This window comes from Streptomyces sp. DF42 (assembly GCF_058267695.1).
In genome coordinates this window covers 6,166,311-6,186,034 of record NZ_CM177859.1, presented here as the reverse complement: position 1 = coordinate 6,186,034, position 19,724 = coordinate 6,166,311, and the positions used below count along the sequence as shown (strand labels likewise).

At 69.8% G+C, this 19,724-nt stretch carries 15 protein-coding genes; 5 read left to right on the top strand and 10 right to left on the bottom strand.

The features are described from left to right. Nucleotides 1–88 precede the first annotated feature (88 nt). A complete protein-coding gene (locus tag ACYUED_RS28480; RefSeq protein ID WP_491286386.1) occupies nucleotides 89–814 on the top strand; it encodes a Mut7-C RNAse domain-containing protein in 726 nt (241 codons plus the stop codon). A gap of 302 nt (nucleotides 815–1,116) precedes the next feature. Further along, nucleotides 1,117–1,278 (top strand): hypothetical protein, encoded by a 162-nt coding sequence (locus ACYUED_RS28475; RefSeq protein ID WP_491286384.1) that lies wholly within the window; start codon nucleotides 1,117–1,119, stop codon nucleotides 1,276–1,278. A 50-nt stretch (nucleotides 1,279–1,328) separates the two neighbouring features. Here ACYUED_RS28475 and ACYUED_RS28470 read toward each other — a convergent pair whose 3' ends face one another. The 5 genes from ACYUED_RS28470 to ACYUED_RS28450 all read right to left on the bottom strand — a co-directional run bounded on the left by ACYUED_RS28470 (nucleotide 1,329) and on the right by ACYUED_RS28450 (nucleotide 10,159). Beyond that, nucleotides 1,329–3,746 (bottom strand): galactose oxidase family protein, encoded by a 2,418-nt coding sequence (locus ACYUED_RS28470; protein ID WP_491286382.1) that lies wholly within the window; start codon nucleotides 3,744–3,746, stop codon nucleotides 1,329–1,331. Next, complete coding sequence (locus ACYUED_RS28465) at nucleotides 3,743–4,936, bottom strand: glycosyltransferase (RefSeq protein ID WP_491286380.1); 1,194 nt, start codon at nucleotides 4,934–4,936, stop codon at nucleotides 3,743–3,745. Before ACYUED_RS28465 ends, ACYUED_RS28470 begins: the two co-directional genes overlap by 4 nt. Further along, nucleotides 4,933–6,591, bottom strand: coding sequence for an ArnT family glycosyltransferase (locus tag ACYUED_RS28460; protein WP_491286378.1), 1,659 nt, complete (start codon nucleotides 6,589–6,591; stop codon nucleotides 4,933–4,935). The genes ACYUED_RS28465 and ACYUED_RS28460 overlap by 4 nt, the downstream gene beginning before the upstream one ends. Continuing rightward, a complete protein-coding gene (locus ACYUED_RS28455) occupies nucleotides 6,588–7,907 on the bottom strand; it encodes a glycosyltransferase (RefSeq protein WP_491286376.1) in 1,320 nt (439 codons plus the stop codon). Before ACYUED_RS28455 ends, ACYUED_RS28460 begins: the two co-directional genes overlap by 4 nt. Nucleotides 7,908–8,098: 191 nt before the next feature. After that, nucleotides 8,099–10,159 (bottom strand): thioredoxin domain-containing protein, encoded by a 2,061-nt coding sequence (locus tag ACYUED_RS28450; RefSeq protein WP_491286374.1) that lies wholly within the window; start codon nucleotides 10,157–10,159, stop codon nucleotides 8,099–8,101. A 529-nt stretch (nucleotides 10,160–10,688) separates the two neighbouring features. Here ACYUED_RS28450 and ACYUED_RS28445 point away from each other — a divergent pair. Next, nucleotides 10,689–13,889: a tetratricopeptide repeat protein gene (locus ACYUED_RS28445; RefSeq protein ID WP_491286370.1), complete on the top strand. Its 3,201-nt coding sequence runs from the start codon at nucleotides 10,689–10,691 to the stop codon at nucleotides 13,887–13,889. Nucleotides 13,890–13,916: 27 nt separating this feature from the next. Here ACYUED_RS28445 and ACYUED_RS28440 read toward each other — a convergent pair whose 3' ends face one another. Together ACYUED_RS28440 and mca are read right to left on the bottom strand one after the other, a co-directional pair. Beyond that, complete coding sequence (locus ACYUED_RS28440) at nucleotides 13,917–14,177, bottom strand: hypothetical protein (RefSeq protein ID WP_491286368.1); 261 nt, start codon at nucleotides 14,175–14,177, stop codon at nucleotides 13,917–13,919. Next, complete coding sequence (gene mca / locus ACYUED_RS28435; RefSeq protein WP_491286366.1) at nucleotides 14,170–15,051, bottom strand: mycothiol conjugate amidase Mca; 882 nt, start codon at nucleotides 15,049–15,051, stop codon at nucleotides 14,170–14,172. Before mca ends, ACYUED_RS28440 begins: the two co-directional genes overlap by 8 nt. A 113-nt stretch (nucleotides 15,052–15,164) precedes the next feature. Here mca and ACYUED_RS28430 point away from each other — a divergent pair, with 113 nt between their 5' ends. Further along, nucleotides 15,165–15,563 (top strand): DUF4307 domain-containing protein, encoded by a 399-nt coding sequence (locus tag ACYUED_RS28430; protein ID WP_491286364.1) that lies wholly within the window; start codon nucleotides 15,165–15,167, stop codon nucleotides 15,561–15,563. Nucleotides 15,564–15,741: 178 nt separating this feature from the next. After that, entirely contained in the window at nucleotides 15,742–16,242 is a 501-nt protein-coding gene (greA, locus tag ACYUED_RS28425; RefSeq protein ID WP_491286362.1) for a transcription elongation factor GreA, read from the top strand. A gap of 125 nt (nucleotides 16,243–16,367) precedes the next feature. Here greA and ACYUED_RS28420 read toward each other — a convergent pair whose 3' ends face one another. The 3 genes from ACYUED_RS28420 to ilvA form a co-directional block, all read right to left on the bottom strand. Further along, nucleotides 16,368–17,225: an ABC transporter permease gene (locus tag ACYUED_RS28420; RefSeq protein ID WP_491286360.1), complete on the bottom strand. Its 858-nt coding sequence runs from the start codon at nucleotides 17,223–17,225 to the stop codon at nucleotides 16,368–16,370. Then, nucleotides 17,222–18,238, bottom strand: a complete 1,017-nt coding sequence (locus ACYUED_RS28415; RefSeq protein ID WP_491286358.1) for an ATP-binding cassette domain-containing protein — start codon at nucleotides 18,236–18,238, stop codon at nucleotides 17,222–17,224. Before ACYUED_RS28415 ends, ACYUED_RS28420 begins: the two co-directional genes overlap by 4 nt. Nucleotides 18,239–18,432: 194 nt before the next feature. Then, nucleotides 18,433–19,662, bottom strand: a complete 1,230-nt coding sequence (gene ilvA / locus ACYUED_RS28410) for a threonine ammonia-lyase (RefSeq protein WP_491286356.1) — start codon at nucleotides 19,660–19,662, stop codon at nucleotides 18,433–18,435. Nucleotides 19,663–19,724 lie beyond the last annotated feature (62 nt).

The window sequence follows — 19,724 nt, the reverse complement described above, 5'->3', positions numbered from 1 at the left end:
GGGCAGGTGGGGAGTGCGTGCCAGGCCCCGCGACGCCGGGCTGATCCGCCGGACGCCCCCTGATCCCCGCCCGTGGCATCCTGACCGGGTGAACGGTCCCGAGATCCACGTCGAGTTCGCCCCCGACCTGGCCGTGTTCGTCCCGCACGAGCGCCGTAGCGCCGCCACCGCGCTCGTCACCGACGGCGTCTCCTCCCTCGGCCATGCCGTCGAGTCGACGGGCGTCCCGCTGACCGAGGTCGGCACGCTGTGGGTGAACGGCCGCGAGGTACCGCTGTCGTACGTCCCCGCCGCGGGCGACCGCGTGGAGGTCCGCTGCGTCGACCGCCCCCAGCGGGTCCCCGGCGCGCCGCTGCGCTTCCTCCTCGACGTCCACCTCGGCACCCTCGCCCGCCGTCTGCGTCTCCTCGGCGTGGACACGGCGTACGAGTCGACGGACATCGGCGACCCGGCCCTGTCCGCACGCTCGGCCGCCGAGCAGCGGGTCATGCTCAGCCGCGACCGGGGCCTGCTGCGCCGCCGTGAACTGTGGGCCGGCGCCTATGTCTACAGCACCCGCCCCGAGGACCAGCTCCGGGACGTCCTGGACCGCTTCCGGCCCGAGCTGAAGCCGTGGACGCGGTGCACCGCCTGCAACGGACTGCTCAAAGAGGCCACCAAGGAAGAGGTGGCGGACCAGCTGTCGGGCGGTACGCACCGGTCGTACGACGTCTTCGCGCAGTGCCAGGACTGCGGGCGCGCGTACTGGAAGGGCGCGCACCACGAGCAGCTGGTGGCCATCGTGGAGCGCGCCCTGGAGGAGTTCGCGGGATAGGGCCTGTTGTGAAAGTGGTGCCGTCGCCCGAAGTGCGGCCGCGCGCCCGCGGCGGCAGCGGCTGGTGTCACCGTCGGTGCGTGCTCCGGGGGTCGCCCCGGCCGGAGGCTGGAGGAGTGCCGTCCGGAAGCCGTCGTACCGGGCGTACCCGGGCTTTCGGCGGTGCGGCGAGTGGGGGCCGGCGGACACCACTTTCGCAACTGGCCCCAGTGCCCCGGCAGGCGCGGGGCCGTTTGCCGTGCCGGGTCCCGGGTAGCGCGACGGGCATGGGTATTTTGCGTTTCCTCAGCAGTCTCAGGGCCATGCGCGCGCAGCAGGCCGAACAGCGCCGCAACGAGGCGATCCTGGAGGCCAACGCCCTGGGTGCCACGCCCGAGCAGGCTCGGCGAGCGGGCGAGCGGGCGGCCCGCGGGAACACGAACGCCGCGATCACGGGCGCGAACAACAGCGGCGGCGGCAGCTGACGGAGCGGGGCGGACGGCACGGGCCGCCCGCCCCGCCGGTCATGAAGGGTCTACCGCTTCTTCAGGTCCGCCTTTGCGCACGCGAGGCCGTCCCCGCTCGGGTCGAGCCCCAGCGGGTCGTCCCCGCCGTTGACCTTCAGACGGCCGTAGTCGTTCTTCCTCAGCCAGTCGCAGCGCGCGGCCGTCGTCTTCTTCACGCCCTTCGGGAAGGCGGTCGGCACGCACACGTTGATCGAGCCGTAGTGCCGGTCGCAGCCGGAGACGGTGACGGAGACCTTCTGCGAGGTCCGCTTCTTGCCGGGCCCGGTCACCTTGCCGGAAAGGGAGTCCGCGAAGGAGTGGACGTGCGCCTCGGCGGTGTCGGCGCTCAGGGCCTGCGGACCCTGCAGATGCACCCACTTCGCCACCGAGGGCACCCCGTTGGCGTCGACCGCGAAGAGCATGTACCAGCCGGGCGGGGCCAGGTTGGGGTTGCTCGTCACGTTCAGGTCGACGTTGTTGCCGTCGACGGACAGCGGCAGGTCCACGAACCGCTGGTTCGGGTCGGACGAGTGCGTCACCGCGGCCGGGCGGATCAACTCGGCCTTGGCGATGGGCCGGTCGACCGTGATCCGCTGCGTGTCGCCGTAGTTCCACTCGGTGTCGATCACCGACGTGATCGTCGGACGCGTGCCCTTGAGCAGATAGGGCGGCGTGTAGATCGACACGTTGTGGTTCCAGGTGCCGTTGCCCGGGTTGTCGCCGGTGGCCATCACCCGTCCGTCGGGGAGCAGGAACGCCGACGAGTGGTAGCCGCGGGCCTCCGGGTCGGCGGCCACCGGGTCGAAGGTGCTGCCGGCCGGGTCGTAGATCGACGCCTCGAAGACCGGGTTGGCCCGGTTGTGCAGTCCGCCGCCCGTCTCCAGGACCTTGCCGTCGGGCAGCAGTACGGCGGAGACGTACATCTTGCCCTGGCTGCCGGTCTCGGGCACCTTGCCGTTTCCGAGGTCGACCGTGCCCTGCGGGACCGGGGGCCCGGCGACATAGGCCGGGTCGGCCTGCTTGAGGTCGATCACGTCCGTCAGGCGGTTGCCCTCCGGATTGGAGTCGATGTTGCCGCCGCCGATGGTGAGGACCTTCTGGTCCTGCGCCGGCGGCAGCAGCACGCTCGCCGACTGGTCGCGCTCGTCCTTCTTCTGCAGGCCCGGGACCTGCGTGACGGTGTTCGCGCCGTAGTCGTAGATCGCGCTGCCCGTGCCCGGGATGTTGTTGCCGAAGACATGGCTGCCCGAGTAGAAGAGGCGGCCGTCCTGCATCAGGATCATCGACGGGTACAGACCCCAGTACGACCAGGTCTGGTTGACCTGCCACAACGCCAGCCACTTCTGCTGGGCGTCCGACCAGTACTCGGCGGTGACCGAGCCGGTCGAGTCCTCGCGCAGACCGCCGAAGGAGACGACGTCGCCGTTGCCGAGCTCGGTCGCCGACGGGTACCAGTGGCCGTCGTTGAGGTCGTTGGTCTTGCTGTACGTCTCGGTCTTCGGATCGAAGACGTACGAGTCCTTGTAGCCCTCGTAGCCGTGCCCGCCCGCGACCGGGAACGCCTTGTTGCCGCTCAGCACCAGCACCCGGCCGTCCTGCAGCTGGATGTGGCCGGAGCAGAACATGTCCTTCGGAGTCGGGATCACCTTGTAGGTGCCGTCGGCCGGGTTGTAGACGGCCGAGGTGAAGGTGCCCGCGTTGAAGTTCTCCTCGCTGTTGCCGGACCCGGCGATCAGCAGCACCTTGCCGTTGTTGAGGACGACGGAGTGCATGGAGCGGACCGGGTTCTGCGTGGGCAGCACGTCCCAGCGGCCGTTCGCGCACTGGTCGGCGGTGCCCGTGCAGGTGGCGGGCGGTGTGACGTCCGGGACCTGGTCCATCGTGTAGTCGTCGGTGGTCGCCGAGCCGGTGCCGTAGACCGAGACGCCCCAGGTGATGCGGTCGGTACCGGCCGGGACCGCGGGGGTGCGGACCGTGGCCTGCGTCCAACTCCCCTGCATCTCCAGGGTCTTGAGGTCGGTCCAGTACTGCCAGCCGGCCGTGGCGTCGTGCCGGAACAGGGTGATGTTCGCGTCCGGCGTGGTCGTCTTGTACCAGAGCCCGAGGTCGTACTGCTTGCCCGCCGTGACCACCGGCGCGCACTGCGCGGACTCGGTGATCAGCGCCTTGCGGTCGCCCTCGACGCGGCGGGTGAGCGACACCTTCATCGCCTTGGAGCCGCTGTGGGCGTCGTTCGTCGTCTCGAAGGTGAAGTCGTTGTCGCCCCAGCCGGACTTCTCCCAGCAGGACGGCATACCGTCGGTGCCGGCCGTCTCGAAGCCCGCGTTCTTGACGAGGTTGGCGGCCTCGGCGGACTGGGGTGAGGTCAGGAGCAGACCGGCGGTCAGGGTCCCCACCCCGACCAGTGCGGTCCTTCTTCGGTTCCTGACCCAACTGCGTTTGTTCACACGGCTCTCCTTGCTGTGCTGCGACTGCCGCGCCCCCTGCGCGGCAGATAGACCAGCGCTTCGGTCCCCACGAAGCGCAGGACGAACGTCGTCACCAGCGCGAGCGCGGTGGCGGACAGGGCGCCCATCCCGAACCGGTGCACGAACAGCGCGATCAGCGGGATGCGCAGCACCAGATCGGCGTTGGCGAGCAGCGCGAACCGGCCGACGCGGTCCCACCAGCGACGGTGCTGCCGGCGGTCGCGGAACAACAGGTGCTCGATGAGTACGAAGTTCCAGGCGACGCCCAGCTGGTTGGCGAGGATCTCGGCGGGGACGTAGTGCATGCCCACGGCCATCAGCGCCCACAGGCCGAAGAGGTTGGGCAGGAATCCGCTCGCGCCGATCAGACCGAAGCCCACCATGCGGGCGAGGGGCGAGGCGGTGCGCAGACCGACCAGATGGCGCAGGAAGCGGAAGCCTTCCTGCGCGCTCGACTTGGACTCCCCCGCGAACCGGTCCTGGAAGACGAACGGCACCTCGGTGACCTGACGCGGACGGCTGCGGACCGCCAGCTCCAGAAGGATCTTGTAGCCGAGGGGCTTGAGGGCCTCGGCGGTGATGTCGCTGCGGCGGATCGCGAAGAAGCCGCTCATCGGGTCGCTGATGCCGTGCAGCTTGCGCGGGAACAGGGACTTGGTCAGCCAGGTCGCACCGCGCGAGACGGCCACCCGGTAGTTGCCGGCGAGCCCGGCCCGGCTGCCGCCCTTGATGTAGCGGGAGGCGACCACGAGTCCGGCGTTCGCGCGCTCTCCGGTGGCCACCAACTCCGGTACCAGGGACGGCGGATGCTGGCAGTCACCGTCCATGACGACGATCCAGTCCGACCCGGCCGCCTTCAGGCCCTCGACGACCGCGCCGCCCAGCCCGCCGACGGGCTCCTCGCGGTGCAGCACGGTCACCGGGAACGGGCAGTCCCTGGCCGCCTCGCGGATGACTTCGGGGGTGTCGTCGGTGGAGTCGTCGACGAAGACGACCTCACACGGCAGCCGGGAGGGCACCGAGTCGGTGATCTGGTGCAGGAGTTCACGGATGTTCGCGGACTCGTTGTACGTCGGTACGACGATGGTGACGGCACCGGGCTCGGCGACCTCGGCGCCGCGTACGGCGGGGTCGTTGAGTTCTCCGCGGGCGGTGTACTCGTGGGTCATCGGGTGCCTCCATCAGCCGTGCCGGTCGTCTGGATCTGCCGGATCTCGATCCGGTCCGCACCCGTACCGAACGTGGCGACCGGGGCCGAATGCTCAATGGCCGCCTCGACGTTGGGAAGATCCACCGCGTCGCGGCGCACCGTCGGGGAGGCGACGACGTAGTCGAGGTCCTTCCAGCCGTGCGGCATCGTCCGGGTCACCGCGGGGTCGAGGTCGGCCTTGTAGAACCAGATGACGCCGAGTCCGGGCCGGTATCCGCCGTGCACCAGGTCGAGCCAGAGCGCGTCGTCGACCAGGACGCGGGTGCCCTTCGGGTTCTCGACCTTCGTGGTCAGCCAGGTGGAGGCGGCCCGGTAGGGGGCGTTGGCGTCGACGGTGACGGCGGTGCGGTCACCCTCGTACCACTTCGGGACGACGTAGGCGCCGGCCGCGAGGGCGAGGACGGCCGCGAGGGCGTACCGGCCGCCCGTCCTCCATCGCTGCTCGTCGGTCCGCCGCCGCCTGCGCAGCACCGCGCGGGCGACGGAGGCGGTGCCGCCGGCGAGCACCAGGGCGAGGAACGGCAGCGCCTGGATGACGTACATCGCGGGCAGATAGCCGTTCGGGCGCATGGCCAGTGCGGTGAGGATCGCGACCGTGAGGGCCGGTCCGGCGAGGGCGCGGGCGGTGACCGACCAGCGCCAGGTGGCCACCAGCAGCAGCGCGCCGGCCAGGCCGCCGAGCGGCAGGACGCGGTCGTAGTACAGCCACGAGTGCAGGACGCCGTGCGAACCGGAGCCCTGATCGAGGATGAAGCCCGAACCCGGCCTGGTCATCTGGTACTTGACGCCGTCCCAGAGGGAGACGTGACCGCCGCCCGGGACCAACTCGCCCTTCAGCAGGGCGAAGAGCGGATAGCTGAAGCCGATCAGCACGCAGGCGGTGACGGCACCGGTCACCGCGAACTTCCGGGTGTCGCGGTGGCTGTGCCGCCACATGGTGACGAACAGCGCCGGCAGGACGACGAGCATCGTCTCCTTGGTGAGCACGGCCGTGGCGGCCGCGAGGCCCGCGCCGAAGTGGTGCCAGAGGTGACGGCTCGGGGAGGCGGCGAGGGTGAACGCGAGGAGCGTCCACATCACCGCGATGTTGTCGAGGAAGATCTCGCGCTGCAGGACGACCGAGAGCGGCGAGAGGCCGAACAGGGCCATGGCGAGCCCGGCGGCCCAGCGCGGCAGCGACAGCCGGCGCGCGAGGACGTAGACGAGGACCGCGCTGATCGCGGAGACGACCAGCATCGCGATCCGCATGCTGCCGACGGTCATCGAGCCGGGGCTGAGCCAGGACGGTATCCAGGTGAGCACGGCTATCTGGATCCAGCCGAGCGGCGGGTGGTCGTACCAGTACGTGTAGTGGGCCAGGCCCTTGCCCTGCTGGACCGCCCAGGCCTGCGCGAGGTAGGTGCCCTCGTCGTCGCTGAGTGTCGGGTAGTCGGCGATGTTCCAGCCCTGCACGACGAGGATCGCGACCAGGAGCGCGCCGCACAGGAGGAGGTCGGGGCGGGAGGAGCGGAGACGCCGGGGCGGGGCCGTTCGACCGGCCGAACCGGACTCGGGCGCAGGCTGCCGCTGCGCGGGGACCTTCGGAGTGGTCACCGCGGGAAGGGTGGAGGTCACGCAGGGACGTCCTCTCGGAGGTCACGGTTCGAGCCGGCTTCGGCGTGGGCGTCGACGCGGGTTCCGGCCCGGGTTTCGGCCTGGGCCAGGTGTGCGCCGACATGGCTGGTCAACTCCCAGTCGTTGCGGCCGCGTTGCTCACGCCATACGGCGCGGATCGCGGCCCCCGCGAGGAGGACCTGGTAGAAGGGACCGCCCACGACCAGCTTCAGGTAGTGCACGGGGCGGACGCGCAGCCCGTACTGCTTGCCGAAGTCGTGCAGTCCGACGACCTCGAAGACGAAGGTGACGGCGGCGGTGACCAGCGGCAGGAAGGTGAGGAAGGCGATCCCGACGGGCACGTCGAGGAAGAGTGCGACCGCCGCGTTCAGCGGGATGATCACACCGGAGAAGGCCTGCAGGAACGGCGTCATCAACGTGTACCGGGCGAGCATCCGCTGCCCGAGGCCCGGGAGTTGCTTCCAGTCCTTCTTCCGGTAGACCTGCAGGAAGCCCTGGTTCCAGCGGGTGCGCTGCTTGAGCAGCGACATCAGCGAGCCGGGGGTCTCCTCCCGGGTCACCATGTCGGAGTCGTAGGCGACGACGACCTTCTTGCCGACGCTGGACAGCCGCACTCCCAGGTCGCAGTCCTCGGCAAGGCAGTCGGGATCCCAGCCGTCGGCTTCCCTGAGCACGTCCGTCCGTACGAAGACGGTGTTGCCGCCGAGCGGGATGAACCCCTTCTGCGCGTGCAGGTGCAGGCGGGAGCGGAACCAGAAGAAGTACTCCAGGCAGTTGCGCAGGGAGTACCAGCTGGAGTGGAAGTTGATGAGCTGGACGCCGCCCTGCACGACATCGGCACCCGTCGTCCGGAAGGCGTGGTCGACGTGGGCGAGGAGCTCGGGGTGGACCTGGTCCTCGGCGTCGAAGACCCCGACGACATCGCCGCGGCAGTGCGGCAGCGCCGTGTTCATGGCCTTCGGCTTGTTCTTCTTCTCGTGGGTGTCGACGACGACCCGCACACGCGGGTCCCCTTCGGCGGCCTTCTCGGCCACCGCCGCGGTCTCGGGGTCGTCGTGCCCCACGATCACGATGATCTCGAAGTCGGTGTGCGTGGACTCCAGCAGCCGCTGGATCGTGTGGTCCAGCACGGCCTGCTCGTGCCGTGCCGGCAGCAGCAGCGAGAACGAGACGTGCTCGTCCCCGTCCGGTCTGCTGAAACGGGTGGAGGCCAGCACCTCGGGCGTACGCCACGCGTGCATCTGCCACCACAGGGTGAAAGCCGCCATCCAGAACAAGGCCAGCGAGACGGCAGCGATGAAGACAGACGTCAGCAAAAGATCCCCCCAGATCCCCAATGCCCCCTGCCGCGACATTCAGTCACTCTTGTCGCGTCAGGTGTAGACATTAGGGGGGATCTGTGAAGAGCGCAGGCTATTTCAATGAAGAGCACGTTTCGTCACAACGATGCCCCAGAGTGAACAATTCGAACACCGGTTGCGTGAACTCTCTTCGCTTTCCTGTCGTTTCAGCTGCTCAGCGCGGCGCGCAGGCCTTCCGGATCGGTGGTCGGAGCGTCGCAGGTGAAGTTACGGCAGACGTACGCGGTGGGCGCACCGCCGACGAGAGGCCGGTCGGCGAGCAACGGGAACTCGTCGCTCTCCGCAACCCCCACGGCGACCACGGCACCGGGCGCGAGCCCCAGAAGCGCCGTACGGTGCAGGGCCCTTGTCGCCTCGTCGTCCAGTGCGGGCCCGACGACCGCGACCTCCTTCGGCCCGTCGAGGAGGGCCTCGGCGACCGCGAGACCCCAGCCGATGAAGCGGGGCACGCGCGGGCCGAGCGCCTTGACGACACCCAGCGCCCGTTCGGCGGCGGTGCGATGGACGTGGCCGCCGGCCGCGGCTGCGCCACCGGTCTGTGCGGCATAGCTCAGCAGGGCACCCGCGGCGGCGGACCAGCCGGACGGCGTGGCGTTGTCGGTGGGGTCCTGGGGCCGGCGGATCAGCTTCTCGGCGTCGACGGCGGTGTCGTAGAGACTGCCGCTCTCCGGGTCGACGAAGCGGGTCAGGACATGGTCGAGCAGGAACCCGGCGAACTCCAGCCAGACGCCCTCTCCGGTGACGGACGCGAGCGCGAGGAAGCCCTCGGCCACGTCGGCGTAGTCCTCCAGCACGCCCGAGTTGGCGCCGACCTGGCCGTCCTTGCTGGTGCGGGCGAGCCGGGCGTGCTCGTCCAGGTGCAGCCGTACGAGGAGATCGGCGGCGCCGACCGCGGCCTCGACCAGGTCGGGGCGGTCGAAGTAGGCGCCGGTCTCGGCGAGCGCGGCGATCGCGAGGCCGTTCCAGGCGGCGACCACCTTGTCGTCCCTGCCCGGGGCCGGCCGCGCGTCCCGGGACCGCAGCAGCCGCTCCCTGACCCCCTCGATCCTCTCGGCGTCGAACACGCCCTCCTGCTGCGGGAGTTGCAGGACGGAGGAGCCCTGCTCGAAGGTGCCGTCCTCGGTGACTCCGAAGTACTGGGCGGCCAGTTCGGCGTCCTCGGCACCGAGGACCTCGGTGAGCTGCCGCGGAGTCCACACGTAGTACGCGCCCTCGACGTGAGCGCCCGCGCCGTCCTCACTGTCGGCGTCGAGAGCGGAGGCGAACCCGCCCTCGTTCGTGCGGAGTTCACGCACCATGAAGTCGGCGGTCTCCAGCGCCACCCGGCGGGCCGGCTCGGAGCCGGTGCTGCGCCACAGGTGAGCGTAGGCACGGCACAGCAGGGCGTTGTCGTAGAGCATCTTCTCGAAGTGCGGAACCAAGGGTCCATCGGGCCTCGGCGTGAGAACGTACCGGTGGAACCCGCCTCCCACCTGGTCGTACAGGCTCGAACGAGCCATCGCGCCGCACAGCCCTTCTGCCATCTCCAGCGCGGCCACGGAACCGGCCCGCACGTGATGGCGCAACAGGAACTCGATCACCATCGACGGCGGGAACTTGGTGTCTCCCTTGAACCAACCACTCGCGGGATCGATGTCCCGGGTCAGCTGGAGCAGAGCCAGGGCCTGGGTCTCCTCGGTGGGCGTCCCGGCATCCTCGATACCCAGCTCCCGGTCGGCAAGGTCCCGAGTGATCTTTCCCGCGACTTCCCCCACCTCGTCCCGGCGGTCCCGCCAGGCCACCGTGACGCCCTCCAACACCTGCCGGAAGGACGGCATGCCCTGACGCGGGCCGGGCGGGAAGTAGGTGCCGAAGTAGAACGGCTCCCCGTCCGGCGTCATGAAGACCGACATGGGCCAGCCCCCTTGCCCGGTGGCCGCCTGCACCGCCTCCATGTAGACGGCGTCCACGTCGGGGCGTTCCTCACGGTCGACCTTGACGGACACGAAGTGCTCGTTCATGTAGGCGGCGGTGTCGTGGTCCTCGAAGGACTCGTGCGCCATGACGTGGCACCAGTGGCAGGCGCTGTAGCCGACGCTCAGGAAGACGGGGACATTGCGTCGGCGGGCTTCTTCGAACGCGTCCGTCTCCCATGGCCACCAGTCGACGGGGTTGTCCGCGTGCTGAAGGAGGTACGGGGACGTGGCGCGCGCGAGTCGGTTGGGCATGCCCCCATCCTTACGCACCCGCCGCCACCCCGCCCACGCGCCACGGGACAGCGCACAGACGGAGCAACCGACCCGGCGACGGAAAAGGCCGGGCCCGAAGACCCGGCCCTGAGCTTCGACTCACTTCTTGTTGATCGCGTCCTTCTTCGACAGCCAGCCGAACTCAGGCTCGTTCCAAGATCGGGGTGTGATCCCCCTGCCGTGTGGCAGGTGTGACCGTGATGCCCTTCTGGAAGAAGGGCATGCACTGGCGGGGACGGGCGGAAACAGGTGCCGAAGCAGAGGGGGTTCGGCGTCGGGCGTGAGGAGCACGGGCGTTCCCTCTCACTACGCCACCCGATCCGCTCAACGCCGGACAGGCGCCGCCCGCCGCGACCGCCGCCGCTGCCGCTGCCGTTGTATACGTCGACCACCGCGAATGATCCGAAAGTCACCCAAGCCGAACCCGGTGATCGCCGCCCCCTCGCGCGAACGCCTTCCCCGAAGGACACTCATAGGCAAAGGAGTTGCTGCCGGAGGGGGACGTGACATGCGGGACAGCCATCGGGCGGACGCCGAACGGCTGTTGGCACGGGCCGTGGAGGAAGAGGTACGACGCTCCGGCGGGCACACCGACGGAACGGTGCTGCTGTCGCGCTCACGCAGCGCCCTGGACGCGATGGCGGAGACATCCGCCGAGGAGTACGAGGCCTACACGCGCGCGCTCGACGAGGCGGCGGCCGGCCGGCTCACCTTCGCTCAGCGGTACGCCAAGGAGGGTTCGGGAACCGCCCTGCTGGTGGCCGGCGTCGCCGCGGTCACAGCGGCGGTGGCGGACATGGCTCTGGGCACCGACACGGGCACGGCACTCGGCGCGGGTGTGACCGTGGGCGTCGTGGGCGCGGCGGCGACCGTCATCAAGGTGGCCGGCTCCCATCTGCCCGCGGCCCATCACGACGCCGGCGCCGCGAGCCAGCCGGGCGGCCCCGAGCAGTTACGGCTGCAGTGGCTGACGGCCCTGGAGGTGCGCGGCATCCGCCCGTTCCTCGATCAGCAGCGGGTGAGCGCCGCGTCCACGGGCCCGAAGAAGAAGGGACCGTCGCTGCGCGGCACGGACAAGAGCGCGGCGGCCCGCGGGCGCACCGTACTGGCCCAGTCGTTCGGTCAACTGCCGGAGCCGGCAGGCGTGTTCGCCGGACGCCGGGCGGAGATCGCCAGGATCCGGCAGTGGGTACAGGCGTCCCGCGCGAGCACCGAGACCCGCCCGACGGTCGTGGTGCTGCACGGAGCCCCCGGCAGCGGTCGTACGACACTGGCCGTGCGCGCCACCCACGACCTCAAGGACTACTTCCGCGGCGCCTGCGTCGTGGACCTGCGCGGCGGCAGTCCGGAGGAGCCGCCGCTGTCCACCCGCGACGCCCTGCTGCACCTGCTCAACCGGCTCGGCGCGCCGCGCGAACAGCTGCTGTTCCGTGAGCGCTCCTCCCCCGACCAGCAGGTCAAGCGGCTGAGCGAGCTGTACCACCAGCATCTGACGGGCCTGGCCGTCACCATCGTCCTGGACGACGCCTCGGACCCCGAACAGGTCCGTACCCTCGTCCCCGAGCGCTCCGACAGCCTGGTCCTGGTCACGGCCCGCGAGCCCCTGGAACTGCCGTCCGACCTTCCGGCCCATGTCCATGAACTGCCGGTCGAGGCACTGGACTCGGCGGGCGCCGAGGAGTTGCTGGACGCGACGGCACAGGACAGTTCCGGGCCCTACGACGCCGATGCGGCCGACAGGATCAGGGAGTTGTGCGGCGGTCTGCCGCTGGCGCTGAGCATCGCGGGCTCGTCGCTGGGCCCGCGCTCCCCCCGTCAACTGGCCACGGATCTCGGGGCGTACGGCCCTGTGGAGCCGATCGAGCGTGTGCTGTGGCTGCGCTACACGGACCAGTCGGACACGGCCCGACGGCTGCTGCGCCGGCTGGCCCTCGCCGGCCGCGCCTCCCTCGGTGGCGCCGCGGCCGCCTCCCTCCTGGCGACGAACGAGGGGGAGGCGACCCGTCACCTGGTCGCGCTCTCCCGGGCCGGCCTGATCGACCATGTGCGCGGCAACCGCTACCGCCTGCACGACCTGGTGCGCGCCTTCGCCCAGGCCCGCCTCCTGGACGAGGAGGAACCCTCGGAGCGCACGGCCGCGCAGGAACGCCTGATCGTGAACTACGCCGACCTGGCCGAGTCGGTGCTGCGCCTGGTCGACGGCAACATGTCGACCCGCTCGGACCGCTTCAGCCCGCACGGCTTCACCTCCCTGGACGAGGCGCTGCGCTGGCTGGACGACGAGTCGAGCTTCATCACGTCGACACTGCGGCACGCGGAGGGCGTGAACCAGGCGGCGGTGCTGAACCTGCTCGGCGCCCTGTGCGACTACTGCCTGCTGCGCGGCGACCTCTACCGTCTGGGCGAGATCAGCGAACTGGCGCAGGCCGTGGACCAGGGCCTGCTGGTCCGCTCGGTGCAGTGGCGCACCGGTATCGCGGCCCGTCAGCTGGGCGAGCTGGACAAGGCGCGTACGACGCTGACGTCGGTCGTCGATCTGTACATGGAGGCCCATCACGACGCGGGCGCGGCCCGTGCCCTGTGCTCCCTGGGCATCACCCTGCACCACCAGGGCAACCTCACGGAGGCGGCGGCGAAGCTGCGGGAGGCGCTGGATCTCCAGGCGGCCCCCGAGCTGGCCACGGACCGCGGCTGGACGATGCACGCACTGGCGGCGGTGGAGCGCGACCGCGGCCATGTCTCGGAGGCGCTGCATCTGCTCACCGAGTCCCTGGTCCTGCACCACGCGGGCGAGTCCGTGCATGGTGAGGCCTGGGCCCACTTCCAGCTGGGCCAGCTGTCACTGCGGATGGGCGACGTCCCGCGCGCGGAGTCCGAGCTGAGTGCGGCCCTCGACCGCTACGGCCGTACCCGTGACGCCCGTGGCGAGGCCTGGGCCCTCACGCAGCTGGCCCGCGCCCGTCTCGTCGCCTCAGACGCGTCCCCGGCGGTGGACGGACTGCGCCAGGCGGCCTCCCGGCACCGCGAGAACGAGGACGCCCGCGGCGAGGCCTGGACGGTCTACTACCTGGGCCAGGCCCTGGAGGAGACGGGCAACCTCGATCAAGCGGTGCGCGAACTGGAGCGCTCCCGCACGATGTTCTCCCGCATGCGTGACGTCTACGGCCTCGCCTGCGCCCGTCACCACTCGGCCCGGGCGACCCGGGACCAGCGAGCGGCCCAGACGGGCTCGCTGCGCAACTCCGGCTTCGCCCGCCAGCTCCTGGTCGACGCCCGAGCCGACTTCCAGCGCATAGGCGTGGCCCATGGCGAGGCGTGGACCTGCCTGGAACTGGCGGTGGTGGACGCGGGCAACGCCCGTACCCAGCAGGCGCTGGCACTGTGCGACGAGGCGGTGGACCTGTTCACCTCGTACGGCGACCGCCGCGGCGAGGACTGGGCCCGCTTCCTGCGCTGCACCCTGCTGCCCTACGCGGCCCCCGGCGGCGTGGACGTCGGCACGGCGGTCGCCCAGGAGGAGCTGACCCAGCTGTCCCGCTCGAGTCACTCGCTGCGGGACGAGAAGCTCGACGACTACGTGGACGCGTATCAGCTGCTGCTGGAGCGGGGGGTGAGCCTGGAGGCCGGCTGGCAGGCGTGGCGCCTGGGCATGGTGCCCAGCCGCCATGCGCGGGAGGTGATGGGGGTGGCGGTGCCGGCCACGCACTGACCGTCGGCCACCCTCCGTCCCGCGACGTCAGCCCTGACGCCCCTTGGGACCGGTCTCGGGGCCGGCGGAGGCATCCGCGGACCCGGCGTCCGAGTCCGCCGTCTCCTGGAACTTCACCCTCCCCATGTGCCGGTTCATGGACTTCATCAGCACCCACACCGCCAGGGCCATCGCCGCGAAGACGACGAAGCCGAGGACGCCGGGGGTGACCTTGTTCTTGTCCACCTCCTTCGCGAGGGGGACGAGATGCGTCATTGCCAGGCTCACGCTTGCGCTCATGTCAGGCATTGTCGCGGATGCCCGCAAAGAGGTCGTCCTCGGGGAGGGAGGTATCGACGAGCGACTTCGCGAGCTCGTACTCCTCCGTCGGCCAGACCTCCTTCTGGATCTCCATCGGCACCTTGAACCAACCGCCGTCGGGGTCGATCTGCGTGGCGTGGGCGATCAGCGCCTTGTCGCGGATCTCGAAGAACTCGGCGCAGGGAACGTGCGTGGTCAGCGTGCGCTCGACGCGCTCGAACTCGCTCCAGCGCTTGAGCCAGTCCCCGTACGGCGACTCCAGACCGCGGTCCAGCAGCGCGTTGTGCAGGGCCTCGGTGCGGGGGCGGTTGAAGCCCTGGTTGTAGTACAGCTTCCGCGGCTGGTAGGCCGGGCCGAACTCCGGCTCCGGGTACTTCTCGGTGTCGGCTGCGCCCTCGAAGGCCACCATCGAGATCTTGTGGGTCATGATGTGGTCGGGGTGCGGATAGCCGCCGTTCTCGTCATAGGTGGTGATCACCTGGGGACGGAAGGAACGGATCTGCTTCACCAGCTCACCGGCCGCCTTGTCCACGTCCTCCAGGGCGAAGCACCCCTCGGGCAGCGGCGGCAGCGGGTCGCCCTCGGGCAGGCCGGAGTCGACGAAGCCGAGCCATTCCTGCGTGACCCCGAGGATCTCCCGGGCCTCGTCCATCTCCTTCTTGCGTACCTCGTGGATGTGCTCCTCGATGTACTTGTCGCCCTGCAGCTTCGGGTTGAGGATGGAGCCGCGCTCCCCACCGGTGCAGGTCACGACCAGCACGTCCACCCCCTCGGACACGTACTTCGCCATGGTGGCCGCGCCCTTGCTCGACTCGTCGTCGGGGTGGGCGTGGACGGCCATCAGTCGCAGCTGGTCAGTCAAGACTCAATCCTCGATAAGTCGGCGCCCGGTGTGAACCGGCGCGATCGGCGGCTTCTATAGTGACCGAATCGGGGGGCGAAAAATTCCGGGGTCCGGTTTCCGAGGGGACGATCATGAGTACGGCGAGCACGCGACTGCCCGAGGGCCGTTACGGCCGCTCCTCGGACGAGCGCGCCGACCACAAACTCAAGATCATCGGAGCCGTTCTGGCGGCGGGGCTGCTCGCGCTCGTCGGCTACTTCGCCTACCACTACGTCGGCCAGAACAAGATCAGCGCCGAGGTGATCACCTTCGATGCGCACAAGAACGCGGTGACGGTGCATCTGGAGGTCCGCAAGGACGCCGACGTCACCGGTTACTGCACCCTCCGTTCCCAGGCGGCGGACGGGGCCGAGGTGGGCCGGGCCGACTTCGGCTTCGGCGGGCACGCCACACGCATCGACCGGGCCGTCACCCTCCGTACGACGTCCGCCGGCACCACGGCGGAGCTGCTGGGCTGCCACGCCGGCTGACACCGGACCGTCTCGGTCTGAATGCATAGGCTCTGACCTGCGTGGACGTAATTCTGATGGCTTATGTCCTCCCCCTTCAGCCGCGGAATTGTTAGGCTCGTGGTTTCGCCCATCCATGGAGGAACATTCTTCTGGGTAGGGCGATGCTTTGTATTCCCAGTACCTACGAGGAGCACCTGTGACCCAGACCAGCGAGAACGTCACCTGGCTGACCCAGGAGGCGTACAACCAGCTCAAGGCGGAGCTGGAGCACCTGTCTGGTCCTGCGCGCACGGAGATCGCCGCCAAGATCGCGGCCGCGCGCGAGGAGGGCGACCTGCGTGAGAACGGCGGGTACCACGCGGCCAAGGAAGAGCAGGGCAAGCAGGAGCTCCGTGTGCGCCAGCTGACCCAGCTCCTGGAAAACGCCAAGGTCGGCGAGGCCCCGGTGTCGGCGGACGGCGCCGTGGCGCCCGGCATGGTCGTGACGATCGCCTTCGACGGCGACGAGGACGACACGACGACCTTCCTGCTCGCCTCGCGCGAGTACGCGAGTTCCGACATCGAGACGTACTCGCCGCAGTCCCCGCTGGGCTCCGGCGTGATCGGGCACAAGGTCGGCGAGGACGCGGAGTACGAGCTGCCGAACGGCAGGAAGGCCTCCGTGAAGATCCTCAAGGCCGAGCCCTACAACGGCTGACCCGGTCGCCTGCCGATCCCGGCACCCCGCACGCCCTTGACGAGCCCCCGGTGTCCTGGTGACGCCGGGGGCGACGTCATGCTGCGCCGGGCAGGCGGTTGTCGGACGGCCGGTCAGGCAGAAGGTCAGGCGGTCGCCGAGCGGTACTTGCGCACCGCCGGCGTCCTGAATATGACGATGATCAGGGCCGAGTACACCAGTGAGGCCCAGACCGGATGCACCATGGGCCAGGCGTCCGACGGTGACTGTCCCGGGTTCCCGAACAGCACACGGCAGGCCTGGACCGTGGCGCTGAAGGGGTTCCACTCGGCGATGTGGCGCAGCCACGGCGTCGTGTGGCTGGTGTCCACGAAGGCGTTCGAGATGAACGTGACCGGGAAGAGCCAGATCAGACCACTGGACGTGGCCGCCTCGGGCGTGCGCACGGACATGCCGATCAGGGCGCCGATCCAGGTGAACGCGTAGCCGAGCAGGAGCAGCAGGCCGAAGGCGGCGAGCACCTTCGCGGCGTTCGTGTCACCGTCCGTCCCGACGCGCCAGCCGACGAGCAGGGCCACCAGAGCGAGGACGACCAGAGTCAGGGCCGTCTGCACCAGGTCGGCGAGCGTGCGTCCGGTCAGCACCGCGCCACGCGCCATGGGCAGGGAGCGGAAGCGGTCGATGAGTCCCTTGTGCATGTCGTCGGCGATGCCCGCGCCGGAGCTGGCGGTGGCGAAGGTGACGGTCTGCGCGAAGATCCCCGCCATCAGGAAGTTCTTGTAGTCGATGGCGCTGGTGCTGCCACCGATCTGCATGGAACCGCCGAAGACGTAGGTGAAGAGCACCACGAACATGATCGGCTGGATCAGGCCATAGATGATCATTTCGGGAATCCGGGACATACGGATCAGGTTGCGTTTCGCTACGACCATCGAGTCCCGGAAGGACTGGCTGAGGGGGTTCGCGGTCGGTGCGACCCGCAGGGCGTCGGTGACGGCGCTCACTTGGTGGTCTCCTTCTTCTGCCTGCGGTCCTTGGCGGGTGTGCCCGTAGTCGCGCCGTTCTCCTGGAGTTTCTCTTCTGCCGTGTGTCCGGTCAGGGACAGGAACACGTCGTCGAGGGTGGGGCGGCGCAGGCCGATGTCGTCTATCTCGATGCCGCGGACGTCCAGCTCCCGGATGACCTCGGCCAGCAGCTTCGCGCCGCCGGTGACGGGGACGGTGAGCTTGCGGGTGTGCTCCTCGACAGTGAGCTCGCCCTTGCCGAAGCCGGTGAGGACCTCGCGGGCGGTCGGTATGTGCTCGCGCTCGTGCACCACGACCTCCACGCGCTCGCCGCCGGTACGGGCCTTGAGCTGGTCGGAGGTGCCGCGGGCGATGACATGGCCGTGGTCGATGACCACGATGTCGTGCGCCAGGTGGTCGGCCTCTTCCAGGTACTGGGTGGTCAGCAGCAGGGTCGTACCACCGGAGACGAGGTTCTTGATGACCTCCCACAGCAGCTGGCGGTTGCGCGGGTCGAGGCCGGTCGTCGGCTCGTCCATGAACATCACGGGCGGCGAGACGACCAGGGCGGCCGCGAGGTCGAGCCGGCGGCGCATGCCTCCGGAGTAGGTCTTCGCGGTGCGGTCGGCGGCGTCCGCGAGGTCGAACTGGTCCAGCAGTTCCGCGGCCCGGGCCTTCGCGGCCTTGGCCTTCATCTGGTAGAGCTGGCCGACCATCTGGAGGTTCTCGCGGCCGGTCAGGTATTCGTCGACCGCGGCGAACTGGCCGGACAGGCCGATGGAACGCCGCACGTCGTTGGGCTGCTTGAGGACGTCGATGCCCGCCACGACCGCCCTGCCGCTGTCGGGGCGCAGCAGAGTGGTCAGGCAGCGGACCGCCGTCGTCTTGCCCGCGCCGTTCGGCCCGAGCAGGCCCAGCACGGTGCCCTCGGGGACATCGAGGTCGACGCCGTCCAGAGCCCTTACGTCGCCGAAGGTTTTGACCAGGCCTTCGGCATAGATGGCGCCTGGCATATGAGTCTCCACGTCGTCGGGGAATCTTCGAAAAGCCTAGGTTTGCGCTCTTCGCTCCGCCTGATGCTGACTCGGCAGGCGACCACAGGACACACCGTAACGCGATGTATCGCGTCTCTCAACGCATTTACTCGATCGAGTGACGAAGAGCCCCTGAGCTGGGCGTTCCGCTTAAAGTACGGGCGTCCGGCACCTCAGCCGATGACCGTGTGACCCGCCTCGCGCAGGGCCCGGCCGACCTCGGCGCAGTGCTCCGGCCCCTTCGTCTCCAGGTGCAGCTCGACCTCTGCCTCCGTGAGCCCGAGCCGTGGATCGGTCCGCACGTGACTCACATCGAGGACGTTAGCGTCCACCACTGACAACACCCCGAGAAGTGTGGCGAGCGCCCCCGGGCGGTCCGTCAGCCGCAGCCGTACGGCCAGGTAGCGGCCCTGCGCGGACATGCCGTGCCGCAGGACGCGCTGCATCAGCAGCGGGTCGACGTTGCCGCCGGACAGCACGGCGACCACCGGGCCCTCGAAGGCGCCCGGCTCGCTCAGCAGCGCCGCCACCGGGCTCGCACCGGCCGGTTCGACGACCAGCTTGGCCCGCTCCAGGCACAGCAGCAGCGCGGTGGCCAGCTCGTCCTCGGAGACCGTGCGGACCTCGTCCATCAGCTCGCGGATGATGCCGAACGGCACGTCACCGGGCCGCCCGACCTTGATGCCGTCGGCCATGGTCGCCGGGTGCTCGATCGACATCGGGCGCCCGGCCGCGATCGAGGGCGGATAGGCCGCGGCGCCCTCGGCCTGCACGCCCACGATCCGCACGTCCGGCCGCAGCGCCTTCACCGCGGTCGCGATGCCGGCCGCGAGACCTCCGCCGCCGATGCCGACGACGATCGTGCGGACCTCCGGGCAGTGCTCCAGGATCTCCAGTCCGACCGTGCCCTGGCCCGCGATGATGTCGGGGTGGTCGAAGGGGTGGATGAACACCGCGCCCGTCTCGGCCGCGTGCTCCTGTGCGGCGGCCAGCGTCTCGTCGACCACCTGCCCGTGCAGGCGCACCTCGGCGCCGTACTCGCGCGTGGCGCTGATCTTGGGCAGCGGGGCGCCCTTCGGCATGAAGACGGTCGCCCGCACGCCGAGCAGCGAGGACGCGAGAGCGACACCCTGCGCGTGGTTGCCGGCGCTCGCCGCGACGACCCCTGCGGCCCGTTCCTCCGGCAGCAGCCCGGCGATCCGGACATACGCACCCCGCAGCTTGAACGAACCCGTCCGCTGGAGGTTCTCGCACTTGAAGTGCACCGGCGCGCCCACGAGCTGGGACAGGTGCCTGCTGCCCTCCATCGCCGTCACCCGCGCCACGCCCGAGAGCATCTTCTGCGCGCCCCGCACATCGTCGAGGGTCACGGGCCGAAAGGAGTCAGCCGTGCTGTAGCTCATGACTCAAGCATCGCAGTTCACAGGCGCACACGACCGCTGTGACCAAGCTCCGAGACTGGTTT